Source organism: Mycobacterium sp. (assembly GCF_049647605.1).
Lineage (GTDB): Bacteria > Actinomycetota > Actinomycetes > Mycobacteriales > Mycobacteriaceae > Mycobacterium.
In genome coordinates, this window is the sequence record NZ_JBARXZ010000119.1 from 1 (window position 1) to 23,073 (window position 23,073).

General features: G+C 66.6%; 12 protein-coding genes. 7 read left to right on the top strand and 5 right to left on the bottom strand.

Translation table 11 applies throughout. The features are described from left to right. The first annotated feature begins 191 nt into the window (after positions 1-191). The 7 genes from WBB07_RS15160 (at position 192) to WBB07_RS15190 (ending at position 10,475) form a co-directional block, all read left to right on the top strand. Positions 192-2,837, top strand: a complete 2,646-nt coding sequence (locus tag WBB07_RS15160; protein ID WP_526309059.1) for a two-component system response regulator — start codon at positions 192-194, stop codon at positions 2,835-2,837. A gap of 6 nt (positions 2,838-2,843) precedes the next feature. After that, on the top strand, positions 2,844-6,353 hold the full coding sequence (locus WBB07_RS15165) for a response regulator (protein WP_526309061.1): 3,510 nt from the start codon (positions 2,844-2,846) through the stop codon (positions 6,351-6,353). Then, positions 6,353-7,246 (top strand): CheR family methyltransferase, encoded by an 894-nt coding sequence (locus WBB07_RS15170; protein ID WP_526309063.1) that lies wholly within the window; start codon positions 6,353-6,355, stop codon positions 7,244-7,246. Before WBB07_RS15165 ends, WBB07_RS15170 begins: the two co-directional genes overlap by 1 nt. Then, a complete protein-coding gene (locus WBB07_RS15175; RefSeq protein ID WP_526309065.1) occupies positions 7,228-7,857 on the top strand; it encodes a chemotaxis protein CheB in 630 nt (209 codons plus the stop codon). The genes WBB07_RS15170 and WBB07_RS15175 overlap by 19 nt, the downstream gene beginning before the upstream one ends. A 109-nt stretch (positions 7,858-7,966) precedes the next feature. After that, positions 7,967-8,884 (top strand): metal ABC transporter substrate-binding protein, encoded by a 918-nt coding sequence (locus WBB07_RS15180; RefSeq protein ID WP_526309067.1) that lies wholly within the window; start codon positions 7,967-7,969, stop codon positions 8,882-8,884. Next, positions 8,884-9,627, top strand: coding sequence for a metal ABC transporter ATP-binding protein (locus WBB07_RS15185; RefSeq protein WP_526309069.1), 744 nt, complete (start codon positions 8,884-8,886; stop codon positions 9,625-9,627). Before WBB07_RS15180 ends, WBB07_RS15185 begins: the two co-directional genes overlap by 1 nt. Beyond that, complete coding sequence (locus WBB07_RS15190; protein ID WP_526309071.1) at positions 9,624-10,475, top strand: metal ABC transporter permease; 852 nt, start codon at positions 9,624-9,626, stop codon at positions 10,473-10,475. Before WBB07_RS15185 ends, WBB07_RS15190 begins: the two co-directional genes overlap by 4 nt. Positions 10,476-10,485: 10 nt before the next feature. On the opposite strand, the gene WBB07_RS15195 is transcribed toward WBB07_RS15190, so the two are convergent. The 5 genes from WBB07_RS15195 to WBB07_RS15215 form a co-directional block, all read right to left on the bottom strand. Continuing rightward, a complete protein-coding gene (locus WBB07_RS15195; protein ID WP_526309073.1) occupies positions 10,486-11,364 on the bottom strand; it encodes an MBL fold metallo-hydrolase in 879 nt (292 codons plus the stop codon). A gap of 34 nt (positions 11,365-11,398) precedes the next feature. After that, positions 11,399-14,551 carry an arabinosyltransferase domain-containing protein gene (locus WBB07_RS15200; RefSeq protein ID WP_526309246.1) on the bottom strand — a complete coding sequence of 1,051 codons (3,153 nt, stop codon included), beginning with the start codon at positions 14,549-14,551 and terminating at the stop codon, positions 11,399-11,401. 59 nt (positions 14,552-14,610) lie between these two features. Next, the gene (locus WBB07_RS15205) at positions 14,611-17,850 is read right to left on the bottom strand and encodes an arabinosyltransferase domain-containing protein (protein ID WP_526309074.1); all 3,240 of its coding nucleotides are present in this window, start codon (positions 17,848-17,850) and stop codon (positions 14,611-14,613) included. Between the two features lie 111 nt (positions 17,851-17,961). After that, positions 17,962-21,183 (bottom strand): arabinosyltransferase domain-containing protein, encoded by a 3,222-nt coding sequence (locus WBB07_RS15210; RefSeq protein WP_526309076.1) that lies wholly within the window; start codon positions 21,181-21,183, stop codon positions 17,962-17,964. Beyond that, positions 21,183-23,072 carry an arabinofuranosyltransferase gene (locus WBB07_RS15215; protein ID WP_526309078.1) on the bottom strand — a complete coding sequence of 630 codons (1,890 nt, stop codon included), beginning with the start codon at positions 23,070-23,072 and terminating at the stop codon, positions 21,183-21,185. The genes WBB07_RS15210 and WBB07_RS15215 overlap by 1 nt, the downstream gene beginning before the upstream one ends. Position 23,073: the final 1 nt, after the last annotated feature.

Consider the following 23,073-nt stretch of genomic DNA (forward strand, 5'->3'; position numbering starts at 1 on the left):
CCCCCCCACGCCGGGAAAAGATGTCCAACTGCGTACGCTGGTGTGTCCTGCCGGGGTATTCGGCCAGGTCCGGTGCCGATTCCGGACAATCCAATTATGCTGTGACAGCAGTCGAACCCCGCCACGATGCCGTAGCGGCTCGAATTGGAACGAGTTGATTTCTCGTAAGACCTGGACGGGTGGAAGTCGGCGTGCTGATTCCGGAAGTGGCGCAAGAGGGTTCGCCGACCGCCGCGCCGATCGAAGGTGGCACGCGGGGCGGCGTCGCGGCGGCCGACACCCAGAAGGTCCTGGTGGTCGACGACGACGCGCGGCTTCGCGACCTGTTGTGCACGGTGCTGGCCCCGCTGAACTGCGAGATCACCCAGGCGGCATCCGGCGAAGAAGCGCTCACGGCCTTGCTGCAGCACAAGGTGGCGGTGATCGTCCTGGACATCAACATGCCCGGCATGGACGGATTCGAGACCGCCCAGCTGATCCGGGACGCCGACGAGCTGGCCTCCACGCCCATAATCTTTCTCACCGGGATGTCCGAGGACGGTGATCTGCACCGGGGCTACGACTTGGGCGCGGTCGACTTCCTGGTCAAACCGGTGTCCCGGCAAGTGCTCTACGCGAAGGTCAAGGCCCTGCTGGAGTTGGATCAGTCCTTTTCCCGGCTTCGGGCCGAGGCGGCCTATCTCCATGACGAACAACTCAAGGCGGCCCGCTTCGCCGAGATCCGGCAGCGGGGCGAGCTGGCCTTCACCCGGCGACGGGAACGGCTGACCAACATCTTCGCCGAAGCCAGTATCGACTTGGCTTCCCTGGAGAAGACGATCGTCGCCGAGCTGAGCCAGATGTTCGATGCCGAATGTGTGCTTCGGGTGCCGACACCGGATCACGGATGGCATGACTCGCTGTCGCATCCGGATTCGGGTGGAACCTCGGAACCGCTGCAGGAGTGGCTGGCCGGGCACGTGGCCGGCTCTGATCAGGTTTCCGCCGCGTACGGGGCGGTCATGGTCGAGGAGCTGACCGCGCGTGCCCAGCGCGTCGGGATACTGTGCCTCGGCCGGGCCGAGGGTCCGGAATTCTCGGAGACCGAGGCCGCGTTGTTCCGCGGTGCATCGGCGGCGGCGGCCTTGGCGATCTCGAATGCGACTCTGTATCGGGTGCAGGCCGAGTATGCCGCGGTGCTGCAAGCCACCGGCGATGCGATCCTCGCCGTCGACGTCTCGGGGGAGATCCGCAGCTGCAACAGGGCCGCCACCGCGCTGTTCAGCGGGGATGGCCGCACCTTACTGGGCCGGTCCATCGTGGACCTTGCGGTCGGCCTGCACCAGCAGCTGTTGAGGGCGCAGTTGGATGTCACCCTGGCCACCCATCGGGAGATCTCGCTGGAGATGACGCTTGCCGCCGGTGACGGACGGCCCGTCGATGCGACGGTCACATTGTCCCCGATCGGCGATTGGGTCGACCTGAACGTGGCAGTGGTGGTCCACGACCTGACCGAGATCAAACGTGCCCAAACGGAGATCCGGCATCTTGCAAGTCATGACCCGTTGACGGATCTGGCAAATCGGCGACAGCTCAACGAACAACTTGCGGCAATCGCCGGTGCGCCACACGACTTGGGAGAGCTGGTGGCGCTGCTGTATGCGGACGTCAACCAGTTCAAGATCGTCAACGACACTTACGGTCACGACACCGGGGACGAACTGCTGCTGGAGATCGCGGCGCGACTTCGGTCGGCGGTGCCGGACGACGCGCTGGTCTGTCGGATCGGCGGGGACGAGTTTGTCATCTTGTTCGAGAACATGCCCTCGGCCGCTGCCGCCGTCGCGGCGGGCAACCGAATCCTGGACCTGGTGCAGGCGCAGCCGGTGCGCTGCAAGAACGCGACGCTACTGCCCTCGCTCAGCATGGGGATCTCCTGCATGGAGCCCGGTGCCCTCACCCCGGAGGCGTTGCTGTCGCAGGCCGACATGGCGATGTTCGAAGCAAAGAAGACCCGGTCATCGGAGTGTGTGCTCTACACCGAAGTGATCGGATCGCGCCACCAGGGGAAGGCGTATCTGCAGGCAGAGATGTCCGATGCGATTCTGCGATCGGAGTTTCGGATGGTGTACCAGCCCATCGTGAACGCCGCCACGGGAGCACTCTTCGGACTCGAAGCCCTGATCCGCTGGCGGGTTCGGGGAGAAGAGATCCCGGCGAGCGAGATCATCGCACTGGCTGAGGCTGCCGGACAGGTCGGGCAGCTGGGGCGTTGGATCGTGACCCGCAGCTTCCAGGACTTCGTTTCCCTGGGCAGCAACAACCTGAAACTTCACGTGAACCTGTCGCCGGATCAGGTACTCGACAGCAACTTCCTCAATCACCTGATCGGTGCGCACCGGGACAACCGGATCGCTCCGGAGAACGTCTGCCTGGAACTCACCGAGCGTGCGTTCAACGGAGATCCGGCACCCGCACATGTGGCGTTGCGTCACGCCCGGGACATCGGATTCAGCTTGGCCATCGACGATTTTGGGGTGGACCACGCCAGCATGACGAACTTGCTCTACGTTCCGGTGGACTGGTTGAAGATCGATCGCTCGTTCATCGCCGAGGTTCATCACGACGAACGTGTCCAGCGACTGGTGCGGAGTCAGATCGCCGTGGCCGCCTGCATGCAGGTGGACCTCATCGCCGAGGGGGTCGAGAAGCAAGAGCAGGCGGACTGGCTACGGGAAGCGGGATGTGTTCTGCAGCAGGGCTTCTTGTACGCTCGCCCGATCGAGGTGGCTGATCTGGCCGCGTACCTGCAGAACCCGGCTGCGGCGCTGGTCGCCCGCGGTGCCATCGAGAGCTAGGAAAAGATGACACTCGCGAACCGGTTGGCGATTCTGTGCGGATCAGCGCTTCTGGCGATCATCGCCGCCGCGCTGTTGTTCACCGTGCAGAGCGCCCGCATCGCCGGCTTCTACGAACAGCGGGCCGACGCCAGGAACGCTCAGGTCGCCTCTCTGGAGATCGGGCGCGACCTGCAGACGTTTCTTACCACCTACGACCGGCTGGTGTTCGCCAACGATCCTGCTCGGTTCACCGCACTGGCCGACAGGCTCGACGAACTCGAACGTTCCATCGACACCGAGCTCCGTGCCGCGGCCGAGGCCGACTCCGACGGCACCACTCGCCTGCAGTACCAGCAGGCGGTGGCCACCTGGACGGCGTTCCAGGCGGACTACCGGGCTGAAGTGGAACGGTTCCGGGACACCAGGGACGTCGCGGGGTCGGTGACGCGAATCGACGACGACGGCGCACTTCTCGGGGATCAGATCCGCCAGATCGAGCAGGAGAAACACCGGGCGGTCGAACGTGCGAATGAGCAAGCAGCGCAGGCGACTCGGGCCAGCCACACGATCGTGTGGATCGCCACGGTCGCCATCGTCGTGGCGTTGGGCATCTTGCTCCTTCTCACCAGCCGGAACATCCACCAAACCGTCACCAGAGCGGCGCAGCAGAACGAAAGAGCACGGCGTTCCAAGGAAATTCAGGCAAACCTGATGACCGAGGTGCAAGGTGTCGACGATCTCGCCGCGGCGTGCGCGATCATCGTCTCCCGCACCGCGCAGGCTCTGGATGCCAAACATGGAGCCCTCTATCTGCAGCAGCCCGACGATGCCGGGCGGTTTGCCCTCACCGCGTCGTATGCCTTCCACCGTCGCAAGGGGCTGCCCAATTCCTACGGCCTCGGTGACGGCCTGATCGGTCAATGTGCCTTGGAGGGCAACCGGATCGAGGTGTCCGGTGCTCCCGGTGACTACGTCGAGATCGTGTCCGGACTGGGCAAGACCGAACCGCTGTCGCTGATCCTGGTCCCCGTCAAGTTCGAGTCCGAGGTGCTCGCGGTGCTCGAGCTGGCCGGACTCCGACTGTTCAGCGATGACGACATCGAGCTGCTGGAGAGCATCGCCCTGGGCGTCGGCGTGGCCCTGAGCGCAATCAAGGCGGCGCAGAAGACCCGTGAGCTGCTCCGACTGTCGCAGGCGCAGACCGAGGAGCTCCAGGCCCAGGAAGAAGAGCTACGCGCGGCTAACGAACAGCTGACCCAACGCGAAGATCTGCTGTCCTCGCAGAACGCCGAACTGGAGGAGACCACCGAGGAACTGCGCTCCCAGCAGGAGGAGTTGCGGGCCAGTTCGGAACGGCTCGAGACGCAGGCGAACTCGCTGGAGCAGAAGAACAGCGAGCTGCAGCACCTCAGCGACTCCCTCGAGGCCAAAGCCGAAGAGCTGGCGGTTTCGTCACGCTACAAGTCGGAGTTCCTGGCGAACATGTCGCACGAGTTGCGGACGCCGCTGAACAGCATCCTGATCCTGGCGGGTCTGCTGACCGAATCGGAGGACCCGCTCTCGGAGAAACAGCACGAATTCGCCGAAACGATCCAGCAGTCGGGGAAGGACCTGCTCAATCTCATCGACGAGGTTCTCGACCTCGCCAAGGTCGAATCGGGATCGTTGTACCTGGAGCGGGAATCGATCGAGACCGCCGAGTTGGTCAGCTTCCTGGAGCGCACATTCGGCCCGATCGCGGAGGCCAAAGGCGTGTCCTACCGGGTGGCGGTGGACAGCTCCGCACCGCAGGCCCTGACCAGCGACTACACCCGGGTCAAACAGATCGCCAAAAATCTGGTGGCGAATGCGATCAAGTTCACCGAGGGCGGATCGGTGACGGTGCAGTTGTCCGGGACACGCGATATCGGAAGCGATCCGGGTGAGCGCTATCTCAGTCTGGCGGTTGTCGACACCGGAATCGGGATCGACGAGAAGGACCACAATCTGGTCTTCGAATCGTTCCAGCAGGCTGCCCGAGGCTCGACCAGACAGTATGGAGGCACCGGTCTCGGGCTGGCGATCAGCCGGGAACTGGCTCGTCAGCTCGGCGGCGACATCGTGTTGCGCAGTGCGCTGGGGCAGGGCTCGACCTTCACCTGCTACCTGCCGGTTGTGCCGGCACCGGTGAGTGGGGCCGAACAACCCGAGGTACCCGCGGCGGCTGCCGATCGTGCGGTGTCTGCGGCCCGGTCCCCGGCGCCCGTTGCTGGGCCCGTCGAGGAGGATCCGGCCGCGCGCTTTGGCACAGTGGACATTTCAGGGATCAGTTGGCCGCGAGGTGCCAAACCCGTGCTGTTGGTCGTGGAAGACGACCCGACGTTCGCCCGGATGCTCGCCGAGCTGGCGACCGAAGCCGGGTTCGATTCGGTGGTCACCCCGAGTGGCCGGATTGCCTTGGCGTTGGCCAAGGAGAACCAGCCCGCGGCCATCACATTGGACATCGGCCTGCCGGATATGGCCGGCTGGGTGGTCCTGGATGTGCTCAAACACGATCTCGCGACCCGCCACATCCCGGTCAACGTCATCTCCGGATCCAACGACGACGGGCGTGGCCGCCGGATGGGTGCCATCCACACCTTGAACAAGCCTGCCGAGATCTCGGATCTCCGTTCGATGTTCACCGCCACCGCCGACTTCCTGCGGCCCGGACCGCGGCATGTTCTGGTGGCCGAGGACGACGCCAATCAGCGGCATGTGGTGAAGCACATGATCGAAAGTGACGACATCGCCATCACCTGTGTCGGTACCGGCCAACAGGTGCTGGCCGAGCTTTCGGGTGCAACGTCCTACGACTGCCTGGTTCTGGACCTCGGATTGCCCGATATCGACGGTATTGATCTCATCGAGCGGATCAAGGACCAGCTCAAGAAGAAGAGCCTGCCCGTGATCGTGCACACGGGCCGGGAATTGACGGCCGCCGAGACGGAGCGCCTCGAGGCGCTGGCCGCCGCGATCGTCTTGAAGAACGCCAAATCGCCGGAGCGGCTGTTGGACGAGACGGCGTTGTTCCTCCATCGGGTGGCAAACGACATGCCGGATTCGGCTCGCGAGATCCTGTCCAACCCGAGGCGGATCGACGAATCGCTGGAGGGCAACACCGTTCTGCTGGTCGATGACGACGTCCGGAATGTCTTTTCTCTCGGCAGTGCGCTGAAGCGCTATGGGATCACTGTGATCCCGGCGCGCAATGGACAGTTGGGGCTCGACAGTCTGGCTGCCCATCCAGAGGTCGGGTTGGTGTTGATGGACATCATGATGCCGGTGATGGATGGTTACGAGGCGATGCGCCGGATCCGGGCCGACCCTCGCTGGCGCAACCTGCCGATCGTGGCGCTGACGGCAAAAGCCATGAAGGGTGACCGGCAGAAGTGCCTGGATTCGGGTGCTTCGGATTACGTCACCAAGCCTGTCGACATGGATCAGCTCACCTCGGTGCTGCGGGTCTGGCTGGCCAGCCGGCCACGAGGTCAGCGGAAGTTGTCAGGGGACTGATGAAAGAGCCTGCCGAAGAAGGTGATTCGGTTCGGCCGCGGGATCTGACCCAGATCGAGGCCGATGCCTTCTTCTACACGGTGTTCGAGTATCTGGGTTACGACTTTCGTCACTACAGCGACGCCTCCCGAAACCGACGGTTGATGTCCTTTGTGGACCGGAATTCCTTGGGCAGCATCTCCGAGGCGCAGGGCCGGGTGCTGCGGGATCCGCAGCTGCTGGCCGCGCTGCTGTCCGCGATGACGGTGAATGTCACCGAGATGTTCCGGGACCCAGAGGTGTTCGCGAAGATTCGCTCGGAGTTGTTGCCTCGGTTGGCGACCTATCCGAGAATCCGGATCTGGATCGCGGGCTGCGCGACGGGGGAAGAGGCCTATTCCATCGCGATCTTGCTCGATGAGGCGGGTCTGCTGGACCGGAGCACCATCTATGCCACCGATATCGACACCGAGTCGCTGCGGGTGGCCACATCGGCGATCTATCCGGCGGATGCGATGGTTCGGGCCACCCGGAACTACCAGGCCAGTGGCGGGCAGCGGCCGTTCTCCGATTGGTATGTCGCCAAATATGATCGGTGCATCCTGAGTCCGGATCTGCGATCGCGGCTGGAGTTCTTCTCCCACAATCTCGCCACCGACAGCACCTTCGGGGAGTTCAACCTGATCATGTGCAGGAATGTGTTCATCTATTTCGAGGACACTCTGCAGAGCCGGGCCGAGCGGGTCTTCCGCGAAAGTCTCTCTCCGTTCGGCAATCTGGTGATCGGTCCGCGGGAGAGTCTCACCGGTGACGGGATGAGGCTGTTCATGCCGGTGGATCGCCGTCTCGGTGTCTATGTCACGAATCTACGGCAGCGTCACGATTCGAGGGCGACATGCCGGCCCCGGATGTGATCGTCATCGGCGGCAGCGCCGGCGGTTTGAAAGCGCTCCGAGGTGTCTTTCAGACATTGGTGGGGATGGGGGACGCTGTGGTGTGTGTTGTGTTGCATCGTCCACCCGAGTATTCGCCGCTGACGGAAGTGCTGCAGGGCTATACCGCACTGCCGGTCGGCGAACCCGGCAACAGCCCGTGGGATTGTCCGGTGGGCGCGGTGACCGTCGCCCCGGCCGGCTACCACCTGTTGCTGGGCCGGAACCGGTGTCTGGCAAGGGATTCCGATGATCCTGTGGCCCAGTACAAGACGGTGCCCGGTGTGCGGGCCCAGCTGGCGCTGGATGCGCCTGTCGTCTACTCGCGGCCGTCGCTCGACGTGACTTTCTCGAGCGCGGCGGAGCTCTCCAATTCGGTGACTGCCGTTTTGCTTTCGTGTGCCAACGACGACGGAGCGGCGGGTTGTGAGGCGGTGAAGGCGGCCGGGGGACGGGTGGTGCTCCAGGATCCGGCTACGTGTGAAGCTCCGGCGGCGGTCAATGCTGCGCTGCGCCGGGTGGATCCGGACCATATCGCTGATCCGCGCGGGATCGGCGCCTGGCTCTCGCGGCAGGTGCTCGGGTCCGGCTGAGCCTTGAGCCTGGAGGCCGACCGATGGGCTTGCGGCGGCGGACCCTCCGATACTAAAGTTTCGGCCAGCCGAAACCAAAGTATCGATACTTCGAATCAAGAGGGCTCTCATGCGTCGTCGCGGACAGGCGTTCTTGGCGGCAGGTCTGGCCGTCGCGTTGGTGACCCTGGCGGGTTGCTCGGCGGACAACACCCCCGCCGATGAGCGTCCCGTGGTGCTCACCACGTTCACGGTGCTGGCCGACATCGCCGCCAACGTGGCCGGTGACCACCTGGTGGTGGAGTCGATCGCCAAGCCGGGAGCCGAAATCCACGGATACGAGCCGACACCCGGGGATTTGAAACGGGCCGCATCCGCTGACCTGATCCTCGACAACGGCATGAACCTGGAAGCCTGGTTCACCCGATTTGTCGACGGCCTCGATGTTCCGCACGTGGTGGTCAGCGACGGGGTGCAGGTTCTGGACATCACCGGCGATGCCTATGCCGGGCGCCCCAATCCGCATGCCTGGATGTCGCCGCTGAATGTCCAGCGCTACGCCGACACCATGGCCGCCGCCTTCGCCGACCTGGACCCCGATCACGCCGATGACTACCGGGCCAACGCCGAGGCCTACCGGGCACAGCTGCAGCAGGTGCATGACGGACTGGTCGACCGTCTCGAGGCCGTGCCGTCGGCGCAGCGTGCGCTGGTCACCTGTGAAGGCGCGTTCTCCTACCTGGCCCGGGACGCCGGCTTGACCGAGAAGTACATCTGGCCGGTCAATGCCGAACAGCAGGCCACTCCGATGCAGATCGCCTCGGTCATCGAGTTCGTCCGCGCCAACGACGTGCCCGCGGTGTTCTGCGAATCCACCGTCTCGGACGCGGCGATGCAACGAGTTGTGGAAGCCACCGGAACCAGTTTCGGCGGCGTGCTCTATGTCGACTCACTCTCCGAAGCAGACGGCCCGGTGCCCACCTATCTGGATCTGATCCGCCACGACGCCGACACCATCGCCTCGGCCCTGACCGACGACCCCGCGTGATGACCGCCGCACTGGAGGTAGCCGGGATCACCGTGCACTATGGGCCGGTACTTGCGCTCGAGAACGCCTCGCTGACGCTGCGCCCGGGCCGCATCTGTGGGTTGGTCGGCATGAACGGCTCCGGGAAGTCCACCCTGTTCAAGGCCGTCATGGGCTTGCTGCGGCCCGAAACCGGCACCGTGCACATCCATGGTGAGGTACCGGCCCGGGCCCGCAAGGCCGGCGTCGTCGGGTACATGCCACAAAGCGAGGCCATCGACTGGGCGTTTCCGCTGTCGGTACGAGATGTTGTCATGACCGGACGGTACGGACACCTCGGTCCGTACCGGCGGCCGCGCGCCGCAGACCAACGGGCCGTCGACGACGCCCTGGCCCGGGTCGAACTCACCGACTATCGGCACCGTCAGATCGGGCAGCTCTCCGGTGGCCAGCGTAAGCGGGTGTTCCTGGCGCGCTGCATCGCCCAAGGGGCCGACGTCCTGCTGCTCGATGAGCCGTTTGCCGGTGTCGACAAGCGAAGCGAAGCGACCATCTGCGCCCTGCTGCGGGAGCTCGCCGACGGCGGAGCCACCGTTCTGGTGTCCACCCACGATCTGCACGCGCTGCCCGGCCTGGCCGACGAAGCTGTCCTGCTGATGCGGACCGTGCTGATGCACGATCACCCGGACGTCGTGCTGCAACCATCCAACCTGGCGCGTGCCTTCGGGCTCGGCAACGACGGCGACGCAGGTGAGAACCGGTGAATCTCCTGGAATTCTTCCTCGAGCCGCTGCGGCTGGACTTCATGGTCCGGGCCACCATCACCACCGTGGTGGCCTCCGCCGTGTGCGCCATCCTGTCGTGCTGGCTGGTGCTCATCGGGTGGTCGCTGATGGGTGACGCCGTCTCCCACGCGGTGCTGCCCGGCGTGGTACTCGCCTACATCGTCGGTGCGCCGTTTGCCGTCGGCGCCGTCATCTTCGGGTTTCTTGCGGTGGCACTCATCGGTGTGGTGCGCGACACCAGCCGGACCAAGGAGGACGCCGCCATCGGCGTCGTGTTCACCACCCTGTTTGCCCTCGGCCTGGTTCTCATCTCGATCACCCCGAGCGAGGTCGACCTCAACCACATCATCTTCGGCAACCTGCTCGGGGTGTCCCGCGCGGACCTGATCCAGGTGGTGGTCCTGGCCGCGATCGTGCTGGCCGTGCTGGTCTACAAACGCCGTGACTTCACCCTCTACGCGTTTGACCCGAGCCACGCCCACGCGATCGGCCTCAACCCACGACTACTCGGTGCGACGCTGCTGGGCCTACTTGCGCTCACCGCCGTCGTGGCGCTGCAGGCGGTGGGTGTTGTCCTGGTGGTCGCCCTGCTGATCACCCCCGGCGCCACCGCCTACCTGCTGACCGACCGATTCCAGCGGATGTTGCTCATCGCGCCCGCCATCGCGATCGTGAGCGCATTCATCGGCCTCTATGCGAGCTACTACCTCGACACCACATCCGGTCCGATGGTGGTCCTGGCAAACGGGGCGGCCTTCTCCCTGGCCTACCTGTTCAGCCCCCGTCACGGCCTGCTGTCGGCCCGCCGAACCAAGCAGCGCCGGTAGCAGCGCACTTTCAGCGGGGCGAGAGCTCCAGCCAGTTGTCGACGTCGAAGCGGTCTCCCCGGGCGACCAGCGAAGCACCGCCGCGGCCGGGGAAATGGGCGGGAAGCACCGCGGCCCGCCGCCGCGACGCCTCGGTGAACACTCGCCGCCGGGTCACGGCCGCCTCCTGGGGGGAGACGTCGAAGGCACACGGATCTTCGGGGCGGGCGATCTGGATGGGGCAGTGGGCCAGATCGCCGACGAACACCGCGGGGGCGCCCGCTTCGAGCCACAGCACCGAAGAGCCCGGTGTGTGGCCGGGGGCCGGGCGCAAGGTCAGGCACTCACTGATCCGGTGATCGCCGCTGACCAGTTCCATCTGCGACTCCACCGGAATGATGCTGTCGGCGAATACAATTCGCATCCCATCGTCGCTACCGGGGGAGTCCGGCGCGAAGTGGCGGTAGTCGGCCTCGGGGATCAGGTAACGGGCGTTGGGGAAAGTTGGCACCCACTGGTCGCCGGCCAGCCGGGTGTTCCAACCGACGTGGTCGGTGTGCACGTGGGTGTTGACCACAACATCGACGTCTTCGCAGGAGAATCCGGCGTGCTGCAGGCGTTCGGGGAAGTCCGTGGACAGCTGGTGCAGAGGCGGCATGTGTGGTCGATGTCGATCGTTGCCCACGCCGGTGTCCACCAGCACGGTCAACCCGTCGACCTCGATCACCCATGTCTGCATGGCAATTCGCCACCGATCGGTCTCGGCGTTCCAGAACGTCGGCGCCAGGAGGTCGGCGTTGTCCGGCCACGCCTGGGGCGGCGTCTGCGGAAACAACGCCGTCGTCACCTCGACTTCCAGTTCCGGAACTCGGGTGACGACGGCATTTCCCAGGGCGACGCGGTCGGTCATGCTGTCTCTCTTACCTCACCGCGTCACCGAACGTCTAGGGCCCGATCCGGATTCGGCCCGGCTTGTACAGCCCGGAGTGGGTGGTGGTGCCGAAGTCCAGTGTTGCCACCTCGGCGTCGACGACGGTGTCGAACTTACGCAACGAGCCCCAGTCGCGGCCCCAGTCCCTGGACAGGTAGGTCGCCATGACATGTGCCCGCAGCAGCAGGTCGGTGATGCCGAGCAGGCCGCCGTTCATGCCGTCTTCCCAGCTGTCGGTGTCCAGGCGCTTGGCGTTGTAGTCCGGGGTGATGCGGTACTTCGGCACCTCGGTGACGCCGTGCGCGTGCAACATCGGCTGCTGGCAGGGGAAGGCCAGGCCGACGGCCCAGTCCATCAACACCGGCTGCTCCGAGCCCACGTACTCCTGGACGGAGCGCAGTTCGGGCACCCGCGGTGGGGTCACGGCGATCCAGTCGCCCGGGGTCAGCGACAGGTCCTCGGCGATGATCCGTACCGAGGTGGCGTCGTCCGGGATCTCCGAGCGGTCGAACCGCAGGTTGCGCCATGACGGGATCGGGCCCAGGTCGTAGGGCACCACCCGGCCGGCCGGCACTGGTGTGCCATCGGGACCTGTTGTCGCATACTCCAATTCGACGGTCTGACCTTCGGTGAGGCCGTTGAACAGGCTGTTGCCGGTGATGACGCCCGCCGCGGTGACAACCACCAGCGGGTGTGCGTCGTCGCGGGGCGGCAGCTGGTACCAGGCTGATGCCAGGGTGCTCTGCTGTTGCGCGCCGACGGTGTAGGTGCCCGCCACCGGTACCCGGTTCGGGTCCAGTCCATAGGGCAGCGGGAGCTTGGAGCCGTTGAGCCCCGGATCGTCCAACTTCGCCGGTGCATCCCAGTCGTAGTCGGTGCCCGGCATCGGGAAGGGCTGTCGAAGTGCCTCGGCGACAATACGATCCGGCACGCCATCGGTTGAAAAACCCACCGGATCCACTCCGCCGAGGGGTCCCAGTGCGCCGTAGTTTCCGGGCAGCGGTGCCAGGAAACCGTCGTTGGGATCGGGCTCGACCAGCACGTCGTCGGCCAGCCCGCAGCCACCGGCAAACGCCCGCACATTGGACCAGGCGTTGGAGTAGGTCGGGTATTGCCGAACCACGCCGATCGCCATGGATGCCACAAAAACCACCACCATGAAACCGGCCACCACCGGGATCGGGGCCTTGGTCACCAGTAGGGCGAACCGGCCGTTGCCGCGGTCGCGTGGCGCGAAGTGCAGCCACAGCGCGTACAGCGCGGTGATGACAAACAGGGCGAAGAAGATGGTGCTGATCGAGACAGCGCCGATCTTCGGCGTCGAATTGTTGAACGGCACACCGTAACTGGACACATACCACCAACCGTTGGTGGTGGCCCAGCACAGCGACAGGATGAACAGCAGCGCCGCCAGGAAGGCCATCCGGTTACGGGCCCAGCGCAGCACCATCGGTGAGACCAGCACCGTGGCCAGCGCGGCCATGGCGCCGCCGACGGCGGCGAACAGGCCCATGTGGTGCACCCACTTGGTGGGGGTGAACATCAGGCAGAACACGGTGGCGAAGATGATGCCCATCAGCCGCCAGGCCGGGCCGCGGGCCACACCGGGAACCCGTTTGCGCCGCAACATGATGAACATGGCGGCGAACAGGCTCAGGGCGGTGATCAGGAACCCGAACCGGCGCGAGAGCGACCCGTCGACGGTGGGCAGGATCATGTAGAAGTACCGCAGGTTCTCGGTGTACCACTCCTGGCTGGGCCCGATCTCGGTGCGGATCCTGGTGGCTTCCAACACCGTTGCGAACGTCTGGTCGGCGAACACCACCGGCAGGATCACGGTGCCCGCGGCCAGTAGCGGCAGCAGCAGCGGCCAGGTGCCCACCAGTTGCCGGCGTTGTGCCACGATCCGCAGGATCGGCCGGCCACCGGCCAGCAGGGCGGCCACCGCGATCAGACCGGTCGGCTGGATGCCGAGGGTGAAGGCGGCGGTGATGATGGCCAGAGCGGCGGGCAGCAGTCGCCGTGAGGTGACCGCACGCTCGATCAGCACGTAGGTGATCAGGGCGCCGGTGGCGATCTGGCCTTCAGGGCGCAAGCCGTTGTTGAACGGCATCCACGCGGCCAGCAGCACCAGCCCGGCGGCCCACAGGGCCGGACGACTGGCCGCGACGGCCGGGCCCAGGCGGGGCAGCACCTCACGCGAGAGCAGCAGCCAGCAGATCAGTGCGCACACCAGGTCCGGCAGCCGCATCCAGATGCTGGCGGTGCTCACCTGGGTCATCAACGCCAACAGGTTGTAGTACCAGCCGAACGGGTCCTCGGGGCTGCCGAACCAGCGGAAGTAGTTCGACATGTAGCCGGCATGTTCGGCCACCCGGGCCATCTGCAGGATGTAGCCGTCGTCGGAGGAGTTGGCCCCGCCCACGTACCAGACCAGGAAGGCGCCGATCACCGTCACGTCCACGACGGTGAAGGTCCGCCAGCGCGTCGGGATCAGGCGTTGCATGCGGTGACCGTCGATGCGGTCCAGCCGCCACAGGGCAAGCAGCGCAATCATCGTCGAGACGATCGCCAGCACGATCGAGACCATCTTCAACGTGGTCGGCGTGGTGGTGAAACGGGTGTCGATCTCCGCCGACAGCGACAGCCCCGCAGGGGCGGGCCCGGTCAGATCGGTGAACACCCCGACGATGGCCGGGCGCAGGTTCGGGTCGGCGAATCCGGTGCGCTGCGGGTCGCCGGCGTTCGGGCCGGACACCTGATCGAGGCCGACGAACTCGGCGAAGGTGCCGTCCTCCGACGACGTGATCTCGATGGTCTGGCAGGCCGGCGATTCCACCCGTTCCCGCGAGACGCTGGCCACCACCACGTTGCGGTCGGTGACGTCGACGCGTTCATCGGTGACGTTGACGAACAGCCCGTTGAGTGCCGCCTGCTTGCCCTCGGCGGGCGCGGTGCCCAGCACCATGCCGCCGTCGGCCGGCATGGATCGGATCACCTCGCAGGGCACCGTCGCCGTCATCGACACCGGCACCTGTGAGATCAGCGGCGCGGTCACATTCGACAGCTGCCCCTGCTGCGGCCAGTTCAGCGTCGCCGTCGTCTGGGTCACCGGTAGCAGCGGTGTCGCCACCGCAAACAGGAACCCCAACAGTCCCGCGACCATCGCCACCCAGCGGGCCGTCTTCACGTCCTGGGCCACCGAACTGCCCTTCAATGCTTCGGTCACGGCAGGGCTCGAATCGGTCCGGACCGGCTCCAGCCGAACACCTGTGTGGTGCCCTCGTCGATGACGGCCGTCGGCGACTCCGCCGCCGGCACCACCCGTTCGTAGCTCTCGATGGAACCCCAGTCGCGGTACCAGTCGTCACGCAGGTAGGTCGGGATGGTGGCGGTGCGCAGCAGTGCCTGGATGAACAGGAAGGGGCCGCCGTCGGCGGCGCTCTGCCACAGGTTCGACGATGACTGCATCTGGGCGAAGTTGGGCAGGATGCGGTACTCCGGGAGTTCGGCCATGCCGAGGCGCTGCGAGAACGGGCGCTGGCAGGGGAAGTTCGCGGCGATGCCGAGGTCCAGCAGCACCGGGGTGTTGTCGCCCAGGAATTCCTCGGCGGTCTGCAGCACCGGCACCCGCGGCGGGGTGAACGCGAACCACTGATCTTCGGACAGGTTGGGGTCGTCGGCGACGATCCGGACGACGTTGGCCTCCGGCGGCGCCCACGCCAGCGGGAACCGCAGGTTGCGCCAGGCCCGCTGCGGCGCGATGTCGATGGGCTGGACCTCGTCGAGCTCGGTGAACTCACCGTTGGGTCCGCGGACACCCCACTGCAGTTTCAGGGACTGGCCGTAGCTGAACTCGCCCTCTTCGTTGAACGACCAGATGGCACCGGCGGCCGCGACCGTGACCAGTGGCCGGTCCTCGGTACGCGGGGGCAGTTCATACCAGACTGAGGTGGCCTCGGCCGCCACGGTGTTCTCGCCGTAGCTGCCCATCACGGGGGTGGTGGCGGGGTCGAGGCCGAACGGCAGGAACACCGTCGAGCCGTTGACACCTTCGGGGCCATAGCCGCCGCCGGTGCCGGCCTGATAGCCGCTGCCGATGTTGGGTTTGTTCGGTGAGCCGTCGGAGTTCGGTGTTCCCGGTTTGATCGAGGTGGGTTCGACGGCGTCCAGTGAGTCGCTGACCCCGTTGGGTTTGAAGGACACCGGGTCCTGCCCGCCGAGCGGCCCGTACTCGCCGTATTCCTGGCCGGGCACCGGGGACAGCATGCCGGCGTTGGTGTCGCTTTCGACGAGGACGGCGTCGGCCAGCGCGCAGCTGCTCTTCGAGGTCAGCGCCGCCACATTCGCCGAGGCGTTGGTGTAGGCGGGGTAGCGCTGCACCGCGCCCTTGACCATGGAGCCGACTTCCAGGATCACCATGATGGTCGCCACGATCAGCAGCGGTGTGCTCGCCAGCACCCGGTTGCGTTTGTTGTTCTTGACTTCGGTGTGCCCGGCGTAGTCCATCCGGAAGTGCAGCCACGCGGCGACCAGTGCGGTCCCGATCGCCAGCACCAGGAACATCGAGGTGACGGGACGGCCGGCGATCACCGGCGGCCGGTCGAACCAGGGCACCCCGTAGTTGCCGATGTCGAACCAGGAGTTCCAGCCGGAGGTCGCCCAGGCCAGGACAAACAGCAATGCGGTCACATACAGCGCCAGGTTGCGGCGGCTGTGCAGTCCGACCCGGGAGAACGCAAACGCGGTGACCGCTCCCAGCGCTCCGGCCAGACCGGCGAACACGCCGTACTGGATGGCCCACTTGGTGGGGGTGAAGGTCAGCAGCAGCATGCTGACGAGCGTCGTCCCGATCAGCCGCCAGACGGGACCGTTGGCCGCTCCGGGCACACCGCCGCGCCGCATCAGCACCGCGAGGATGCCGAACACGCACAGCAGCAGCACAAAGAAGGCGAAGCGACGGGTCAGGGAGCCGTCGATGCTGTCTTCGACGGTGAGGAAGTAGGGCCGTAGGAAATCCTGGTACCAGGGGATCGTCGGGCCGATGACGTACTTGATGCGGGCCGATTCGGCGACGGTGGCCAACGTCTGGTCGCGGAACACCACCACTGACAGCAGGGAGGCCGCCGCGACCAGCGGAGCCAGCTGGGCGGTCAGTCCGAGGGTGCCGCGGCGGGCGGCGATCACCTTGGCGATGGCGCGTGCGCCGACCAGCAACGGGGCGATCGCGATCAGGCCTTGTGGCGCCAGGGTGACGCAGAAGACGGCGACGATGATGGCGGCGGCGGCCGGCCACAATCGGCGGGTGCCGATGCTGTTCTCGACGAGCATCCACACCACGACGGCGCCGAACGCGATCAGCGGTTCGGGACGCAGTCCGTTGTTGAACGCCAACCAGCTCGCCAGGAACACCGCGGCCCCGGTCAGCACCGTCACCCGGTTGGCGGCGATCCGCCGGCCCAGGCGCGGCAGCACCCAGCGGCTCAGCACCAGCCAGGTGCCGATCCCGGCCAGCAGTGCCGGGATCCGCATCCACACGCCGGCGGTGCTGATCGAGGCCAGCTGGGCGAGCACCGACTGGTACCAGTCGAACGGTGCTTCGGTTGCGCCGAAGTAGCGGTAGTAGTTGGTGGTGTAGCCGGCCTCCGAAGACACCCGCGCGATGGTCAGGTTGTAGCCGTCGTCGTTCGAGGTGGGGCCGATGATGTGCCACAGCAGAAGAGTGGCGATCACCCCGATGTCGGTGATCCAGGTGACGACCCCGACCCGCAGGAACCGCCGCCACCTGCCCGGCGCGCGGATCCGGCGGTCCAGCAGGCCCAGCGCCACCACGGAGGCGATGACGGCGCCGGTGCCGACGATCATCGCGATCAGCTTGAGCGCGGTCGGCGAGGTGATGAAACGGGTGTCGATGTCGACGCGGGCCGACAACCCGTCTTGCGGTGCCACCTCGAGATCGGTGAAGATGCCGGCCACTTGGGGCCGCTTCTCGGCGGGCTGGGTTCCGCTGGCGTCGGGGATGCCCACAAAATCGGCGTTGACGCCGCTGATGTCGGCCCAGACGTGGATGACGCTGCAGGCGCCGGCCTCGACATCGGCCCGGGGGGCGACGGCGGCCACGGTGTCCCGGACGACAACAACAACGCTCTCGGCGTTGGCGCGGACGAACAGGCCGTTGCGGCCGGCGTCGATACCGTCGGCCGGCACCGTGGAGACGACGACGCCGCCCTCGGCGGGCAGGGTCGCGACGGCTTGGCACGGGATGGAGATGTCGAGCGACTGCGGAGCGCCGGACACCAGTGGTGCGGTCACGTCGGAGATGAATCCGTCGGAGCCCAGCCCCTGCGGCCACAGCACGGTGGCGGTGGTCTGTTTGACCGGCAGCAGGGGAACCAGCGCGCACAGCAGTAGCCCTGCAATGCCCGCAACGACAGCGATCAGACGGGCTAAACGGTGTGCGGGCACGAGGCTCGATGGTAGGCGACTTATTTGTGTGGTCCACGCCGCCAGGCCGCCACTACCCGTTCCGGATGCGATCAAGCCGGTGTTTTGGCCTGTCAGCCGCCTCCGTCACGGCTAGTGCCGCAGCGGGGCCGGGCTCCAGAATCCGCTGCGGGTCTGGGTGCCCAGATCCAGCCGGGCGGGCTCCGCGCCGGGGTAGTACTGCACCAGCCGCTGCAGCGAACCCCAGTCGCGGGACCAGTCGTCCTGCAGATAGGTGGGCACGGTCTCGGCGCGGAACAGCAGCTCGCTGATCCCGAGCGGGCCACCGCCCAGGTTGTCCATCACCGGCGAGTTGGATTCGGCGCCGAACCTGTCGGGCAGGATCCGCCACTGGGGCACCTCGGTGACACCGTATTGGTGGCCGAACGGGCGTTGGCAGGGGAAGGCCAGACCGACCAGCCAGTCCAGCAGCACCGGATCGGTGGAGCCGACCACGTCCTGCAGGGTCTGCAGCGCCGGGATGCGCGGCGGGGTCACCGCCAGCCAGGCGTCGGGGGCCAGGTCGTCCTCGGTGGAGATGAGGCGGATCTGGGTGGCGTCGGCCGGGATGGCGTCCAGCGGAGCGCGCAGGTTGCGCCATGCCGGGGCGGCGCCGACGTCGGCGAACCCGATCTGGCCGGCGGGCTCCCCGTCCGGTCCGGCCCACTGCACCTGGATGTCGCGCTGGTCGAAGCGGCCGGCCGCCGACACCACGAGTAGCGGTCCGGCCTCTTCGCGTGGCGGCAGCTGATACCAGGCGGAGCGCAGGAAGGCCGGCTGCTGGACCCCGGAGCGCCAGCTGCCCAGCACCGGGGTGGTGGCCGGATCGAGCTCGTAGGGCAGCCGCGCTCGGGAGCCGTTGATGCCGGTCGTGGTGGTGGTGCCACCTTCGGTTCCGGCTTCCCCGGTTTCCTCGGAGGAGCCGTCGGAGTCGGCGAAGTTGTCGCTGCTGGACGTGTCGGTCACCGGGTCGGGGGAGACGTCGGTGGGAATTCCGTTGGGGGAGAATCCGAGCGACATCATGGCGCCCAGCGCCTCGCCCACTTCGGCGTCGATCGGAGTCAGCATCCCGTCGTTGGCGTTCTGTTCCACCATGACGTCGGTGGCCAGACCGCAGGTCTTGCCGGTCAGCGCTTGCAGATTGGATCGGCCGACGGTCCAGGCGGGGTATTGCCCGACCACCGCCATGGTCAGCGACACCACCTGGAACAGCACCAACGCCCAGGCTGCAATGGCCAACGGCGAGTGCAGTATCCGGCCGAACAGGGTGGGGCGCCAGGGCCGTTCCCCGCTTTTCGAGAAATGGATGTACGTCGCGGCCAGCAGTGCCAGCACCGACAGGCCCAGGAAGATGGTGGTGAATCCGAACTTCCATTGGGGGAACGAATTCGACCACGGCACACCGAAGTTGGAGACGTACCACCAGCCGTTCACGCTGGCGAAGCACAGGGCCACCGTGAACAGCACCACGGCCGCGAAGACCGTGCGGTTGCGCCGGGACTTCATCGCGTGCGCCGTGACGGCCACGGCGGCCAGCGCCCCCAACGATCCGGCCAGTCCGGCTATCACCCCGAAGTGGTGGGTCCATTTGGTCGGGGTGAACATCATCGCCAGGAACAAGATGATGGTGATGCCGATGATGCGTCGGCTCGGGCCTGCCGCGGTGCCCGGGATCTTGCCCTTGCGCAGCGCCATGGCCACCGAGATCGCCAGCGCCAGCAGCACTGCCAGCACCGCGAACCGACGGGCGATCGACCCGTCCGGGGTGGCCATGAACAGCCGCTCGTAGCGGATGTGTTCGTCGAACCAGGCCAGGCTCGGTCCCACCGCGGATTTGAACGAGCTGGCCTCGATCTCACCGGCAAACGACTGATCGCGGAAGATCAGGATCGCCGACACGGTGCAGGCGGCCAGGATGGGCGACAGTAGCGGCAGCAGCCCGAACTGGCTGGAGCGCCGCCGCAGGATCGTCAGCAGCGGGCCGATCGCGACCAGCAGTGCGCCGATCGACGCGATGCCGGTGGGCCCGGAGAACAGTGTCAGCGCCCCGATGATGCAGGCCACCGCGACCGGCAGCAGCCGGCTGGTGGCCACGGCGCGTTCCACTGAACACCAGGTCAGCAGAATGCCGAGGGCGATGATGGGCTCGGGCCGCAGGCCGTTGTTCAGCGGCAGCCACACCGCCAGGAACATGCCCGCCGCGGTCCACGCCGCGGCGCGACTGTGTTTGACGGCGTCGCCGAGGCGCGGGATCACTTCGCGGCTGATGATCCACCAGCAGGCCAGGGCCATCAGCAGGGTGGGCAGCCGCATCCAGATGCTGGCGGTGCTGACGTGGGACCACAGGGCGAGCAGGTCGTAGTACCAGCCGAACGGCGCCTCGGGGGTTCCGAACCAGCGGTAGTAGTTGGCCATGTAGCCGGCGTTCTCCGACACCCGCGCCATGGTGAGGATGTAGCCGTCGTCGGCGGTGTTGGACCCGACGAAGTGCCACCACACCAGCACCGTGACGACCAGGGCGTCCAGGCCGGACACCGACCACCAGCGCGGCGGCAGGAACCGGCGGTGGTGCATGCCGTCGGCGGTGTCGAGCCGATGCAGGGCGATCAGGGAGGCGATGGTCAGCGCCGTCCCGAGGATCATCGCCACCAGCTTGAGCAGCGTGGGGGAGCTGCTGTACCGGGTGTCGATGGTGGCGGAGAACTCCAGGCCGGGCGGGGCGGGGCCGGCCAGGTCGGTGAAGACTCCGACGATCTGCGGCCGGAAGTCGTAGCCGCCACGTTCGCCGCGCAGCGGGCTGCTCTCGTCCTCGGATGTGGTGGCGGGGTTGTCGGCTTCGGTGAGGCCGACGAACTCGGCGGTCACGGTGTCGGCGTGGGCGCTGAATTCCAGCCGCTGGCAGTCGGGGCCCAGTACCGCTTGCATCGGTGCGCTGACCACGGGCGTGTTGCGGACGACCACAACGAGGTTGTTGTTGGCGCGTTCGATCAGCAGGCCACGGTCGACGGCCTGGGGGGCTTGTTTGGGCACGGTGGACAGCAGCACTGTCCGGTTTTCGGTGAGTCCGGCCGCGGCCGAGCAGGGGATGGTGATGTCCAGGTCGGTGGCGACGTAGCCGATCAGGGGTGCGGTGACGCTGTCGAGTACGCCGTTCTGTGGCCAGTTCAGTTCGGCGGTGGTCTGGGTGATCGGCAGGAACGGGGTGGCCAGGGCGACCAGCGCGCCCAGGAGTCCGGTCACGACGGCGACCATCTTTGCCGTCCGGTAATCAGACCCCTTGGCTTGCACGGAGGTAGATGGTAATTGCCCGCTCATCAACTGGGATTCCGGATAGCCAGCACAAACGGCCCGACGGTCTCGACGTGGAACTCCGGGTCGTCGAAGAGCGCCGAAGCCAGTTCGACGGTGTAGCGGCGGACATTGGGCTGGTTGGGGTACACGTCTTCGGCCAACCGCAGGGTGTAGGTGGCACCGGATCCGGTGCCGGCGCCGTGGCGCATCAGGAACACCGTCGGCGGTTCCCAGGGCAGGTCATCGAGTGCGGCCAGGAATTCGTCGCTGCGCTCGAGGACGGCCCAGCTCTCGATCTCGGCGGCGCGGGCGTCGAACTGGGCCAGCGGGTTGGCGTAGTGCGAGGTCAAGCCCTGGAACCCGAAGTAGGGGTAGTACGACAGGAAGCTGTAGTCGGCGGTCAGCACCACGGTCTCGTCGCGCGGCCGGCCAGTCCGTTCTCTGATGATGCTGTCGATCTCGGCGTAATACTGTTCGGCGCCCGGGGGCCGGCGGTCACCGCGTTCGCCGTGGCCGTCGGTGTCGGTGTAGGCGACGGCCAGATCGGGGCGCAGCACATCGGGGATGTCCTGGCTGAAGGCCATGCCGCCGGCCAGGCCGATGGCCGCCGCCACCGGCAGCAGTTTGCGGCCCCACCGCGCGGCGGCCGCCACGCTGATCTCCAGGAAGGCGAAGACTCCGGCGGTGGTGAGCAGCACTGTCAGCGTGGGCTGCAGCCGGAAGGACAGCAGGGTGGTGCCGGCCAGCGTGGTCAGCATCGACAGCAGCGACCAGAGATAGATGGTCAGCATGCCGATCATCAGGGCGCCGGCGCGTACCGAGGATCGTGCCCGGACGATCAGCCAGATGGCGCCGAGCATGCACAGTGCTCCCAGCAGGTTGAACTGCAGCATCGGGAAGGTGAGCACGGCGCCGTCGGCGGGCAGGTAGTGCATGGCGCTGCCGGTTCCCGACAGCGGTTCGAGCATGGTGCGCAGCAGGAACGGCAGCCAGGTGATCAGGGCGATGGCCACCGATATCGCGGCGACCAGCGTCAGGCGTAGCAGCGGTTCGAAGCTGCGCCGCGACACCGCGAGCACCACGGCCATCACCGTGACGGTCATCGCCGCCAGGCCCAGCAGCAGGGTGTAGAAGGTGGCGGTGACCCCGAGGAAGATCCCGACGCCCACCAGCGCGGCCCAACCGCCGGTGCCCGATGGGCCCGCTTCGTCCTCGTCGCTCGTCCGCACTGCGCCCCGCAGTCCCGACCAGGCCAGGATCAGCACCGGCGGAAGCAGCATGGTGATCATCGCGGCGTACGGCTCGGGGGAGGCGTAGGCCAGCGTCACCGCGGCCGTTGCGGTGGTCACGATCAGGGCTTTGGTGAACTCGATGAGCCGGGTCCACAGCACAAACGCCAGTGCCACGGCGATCGCGATCGAGGTGATGGCCCACGGTTTGTACATTTCCCAGGCGGGCATGCCGGCGATATCCGCGGCCCGCCCGCCGAGCCAGAACCAGCCGGGCGGGTAATAGGGCGGTAACCCGGCGTAGGTCATATCGCGCAGCGCCGGGTTGTCGGCGAACCGGGTGAGGTACTCGGTGCGGAACTGCTGGTCGACGGAGATGCCGAACAGGTAGAGCTTGGTCGCTCCCAGCGGCATGGCCAGCGTCGCGACCACAAAGGTGGGCAGGAACACCCACGCGGTACCCGTCGCCAACCGCCGCCTGCCGGTCCGCCAGCACCAGCCGGCGGCGACCAGCGCTGTCAGACAGACGAATTGACCGACGGTGGTCAGTGCGTGCAGCTGGTTGCTGGACGGGAACGCCGGCCACTGCACCCGGCTTATCGCGACCAGTGTGACTGCCGAGACGACGACGGCGATCACGGCCGCCAGCACCATCTGGGTGATGCTGACCAGCGCGTTCCTCATG

Excerpts from the sequence above, each read along its gene's own strand:
- WBB07_RS15165 (WP_526309061.1), top strand. The coding sequence starts at position 2,844 with ATGACACTCGCGAACCGGTTGGCGATTCTGTGCGGATCAGCGCTTCTG.
- WBB07_RS15180 (WP_526309067.1), top strand. The coding sequence starts at position 7,967 with ATGCGTCGTCGCGGACAGGCGTTCTTGGCGGCAGGTCTGGCCGTCGCG.
- WBB07_RS15170 (WP_526309063.1), top strand. The coding sequence starts at position 6,353 with ATGAAAGAGCCTGCCGAAGAAGGTGATTCGGTTCGGCCGCGGGATCTG.
- WBB07_RS15185 (WP_526309069.1), top strand. The coding sequence starts at position 8,884 with ATGACCGCCGCACTGGAGGTAGCCGGGATCACCGTGCACTATGGGCCG.
- WBB07_RS15195 (WP_526309073.1), bottom strand. The coding sequence starts at position 11,364 with ATGACCGACCGCGTCGCCCTGGGAAATGCCGTCGTCACCCGAGTTCCG.
- WBB07_RS15210 (WP_526309076.1), bottom strand. The coding sequence starts at position 21,183 with ATGAGCGGGCAATTACCATCTACCTCCGTGCAAGCCAAGGGGTCTGAT.
- WBB07_RS15175 (WP_526309065.1), top strand. The coding sequence starts at position 7,228 with ATGCCGGCCCCGGATGTGATCGTCATCGGCGGCAGCGCCGGCGGTTTG.
- WBB07_RS15215 (WP_526309078.1), bottom strand. The coding sequence starts at position 23,072 with ATGAGGAACGCGCTGGTCAGCATCACCCAGATGGTGCTGGCGGCCGTG.
- WBB07_RS15200 (WP_526309246.1), bottom strand. The coding sequence starts at position 14,551 with ATGGTCGCGGGACTGTTGGGGTTCCTGTTTGCGGTGGCGACACCGCTG.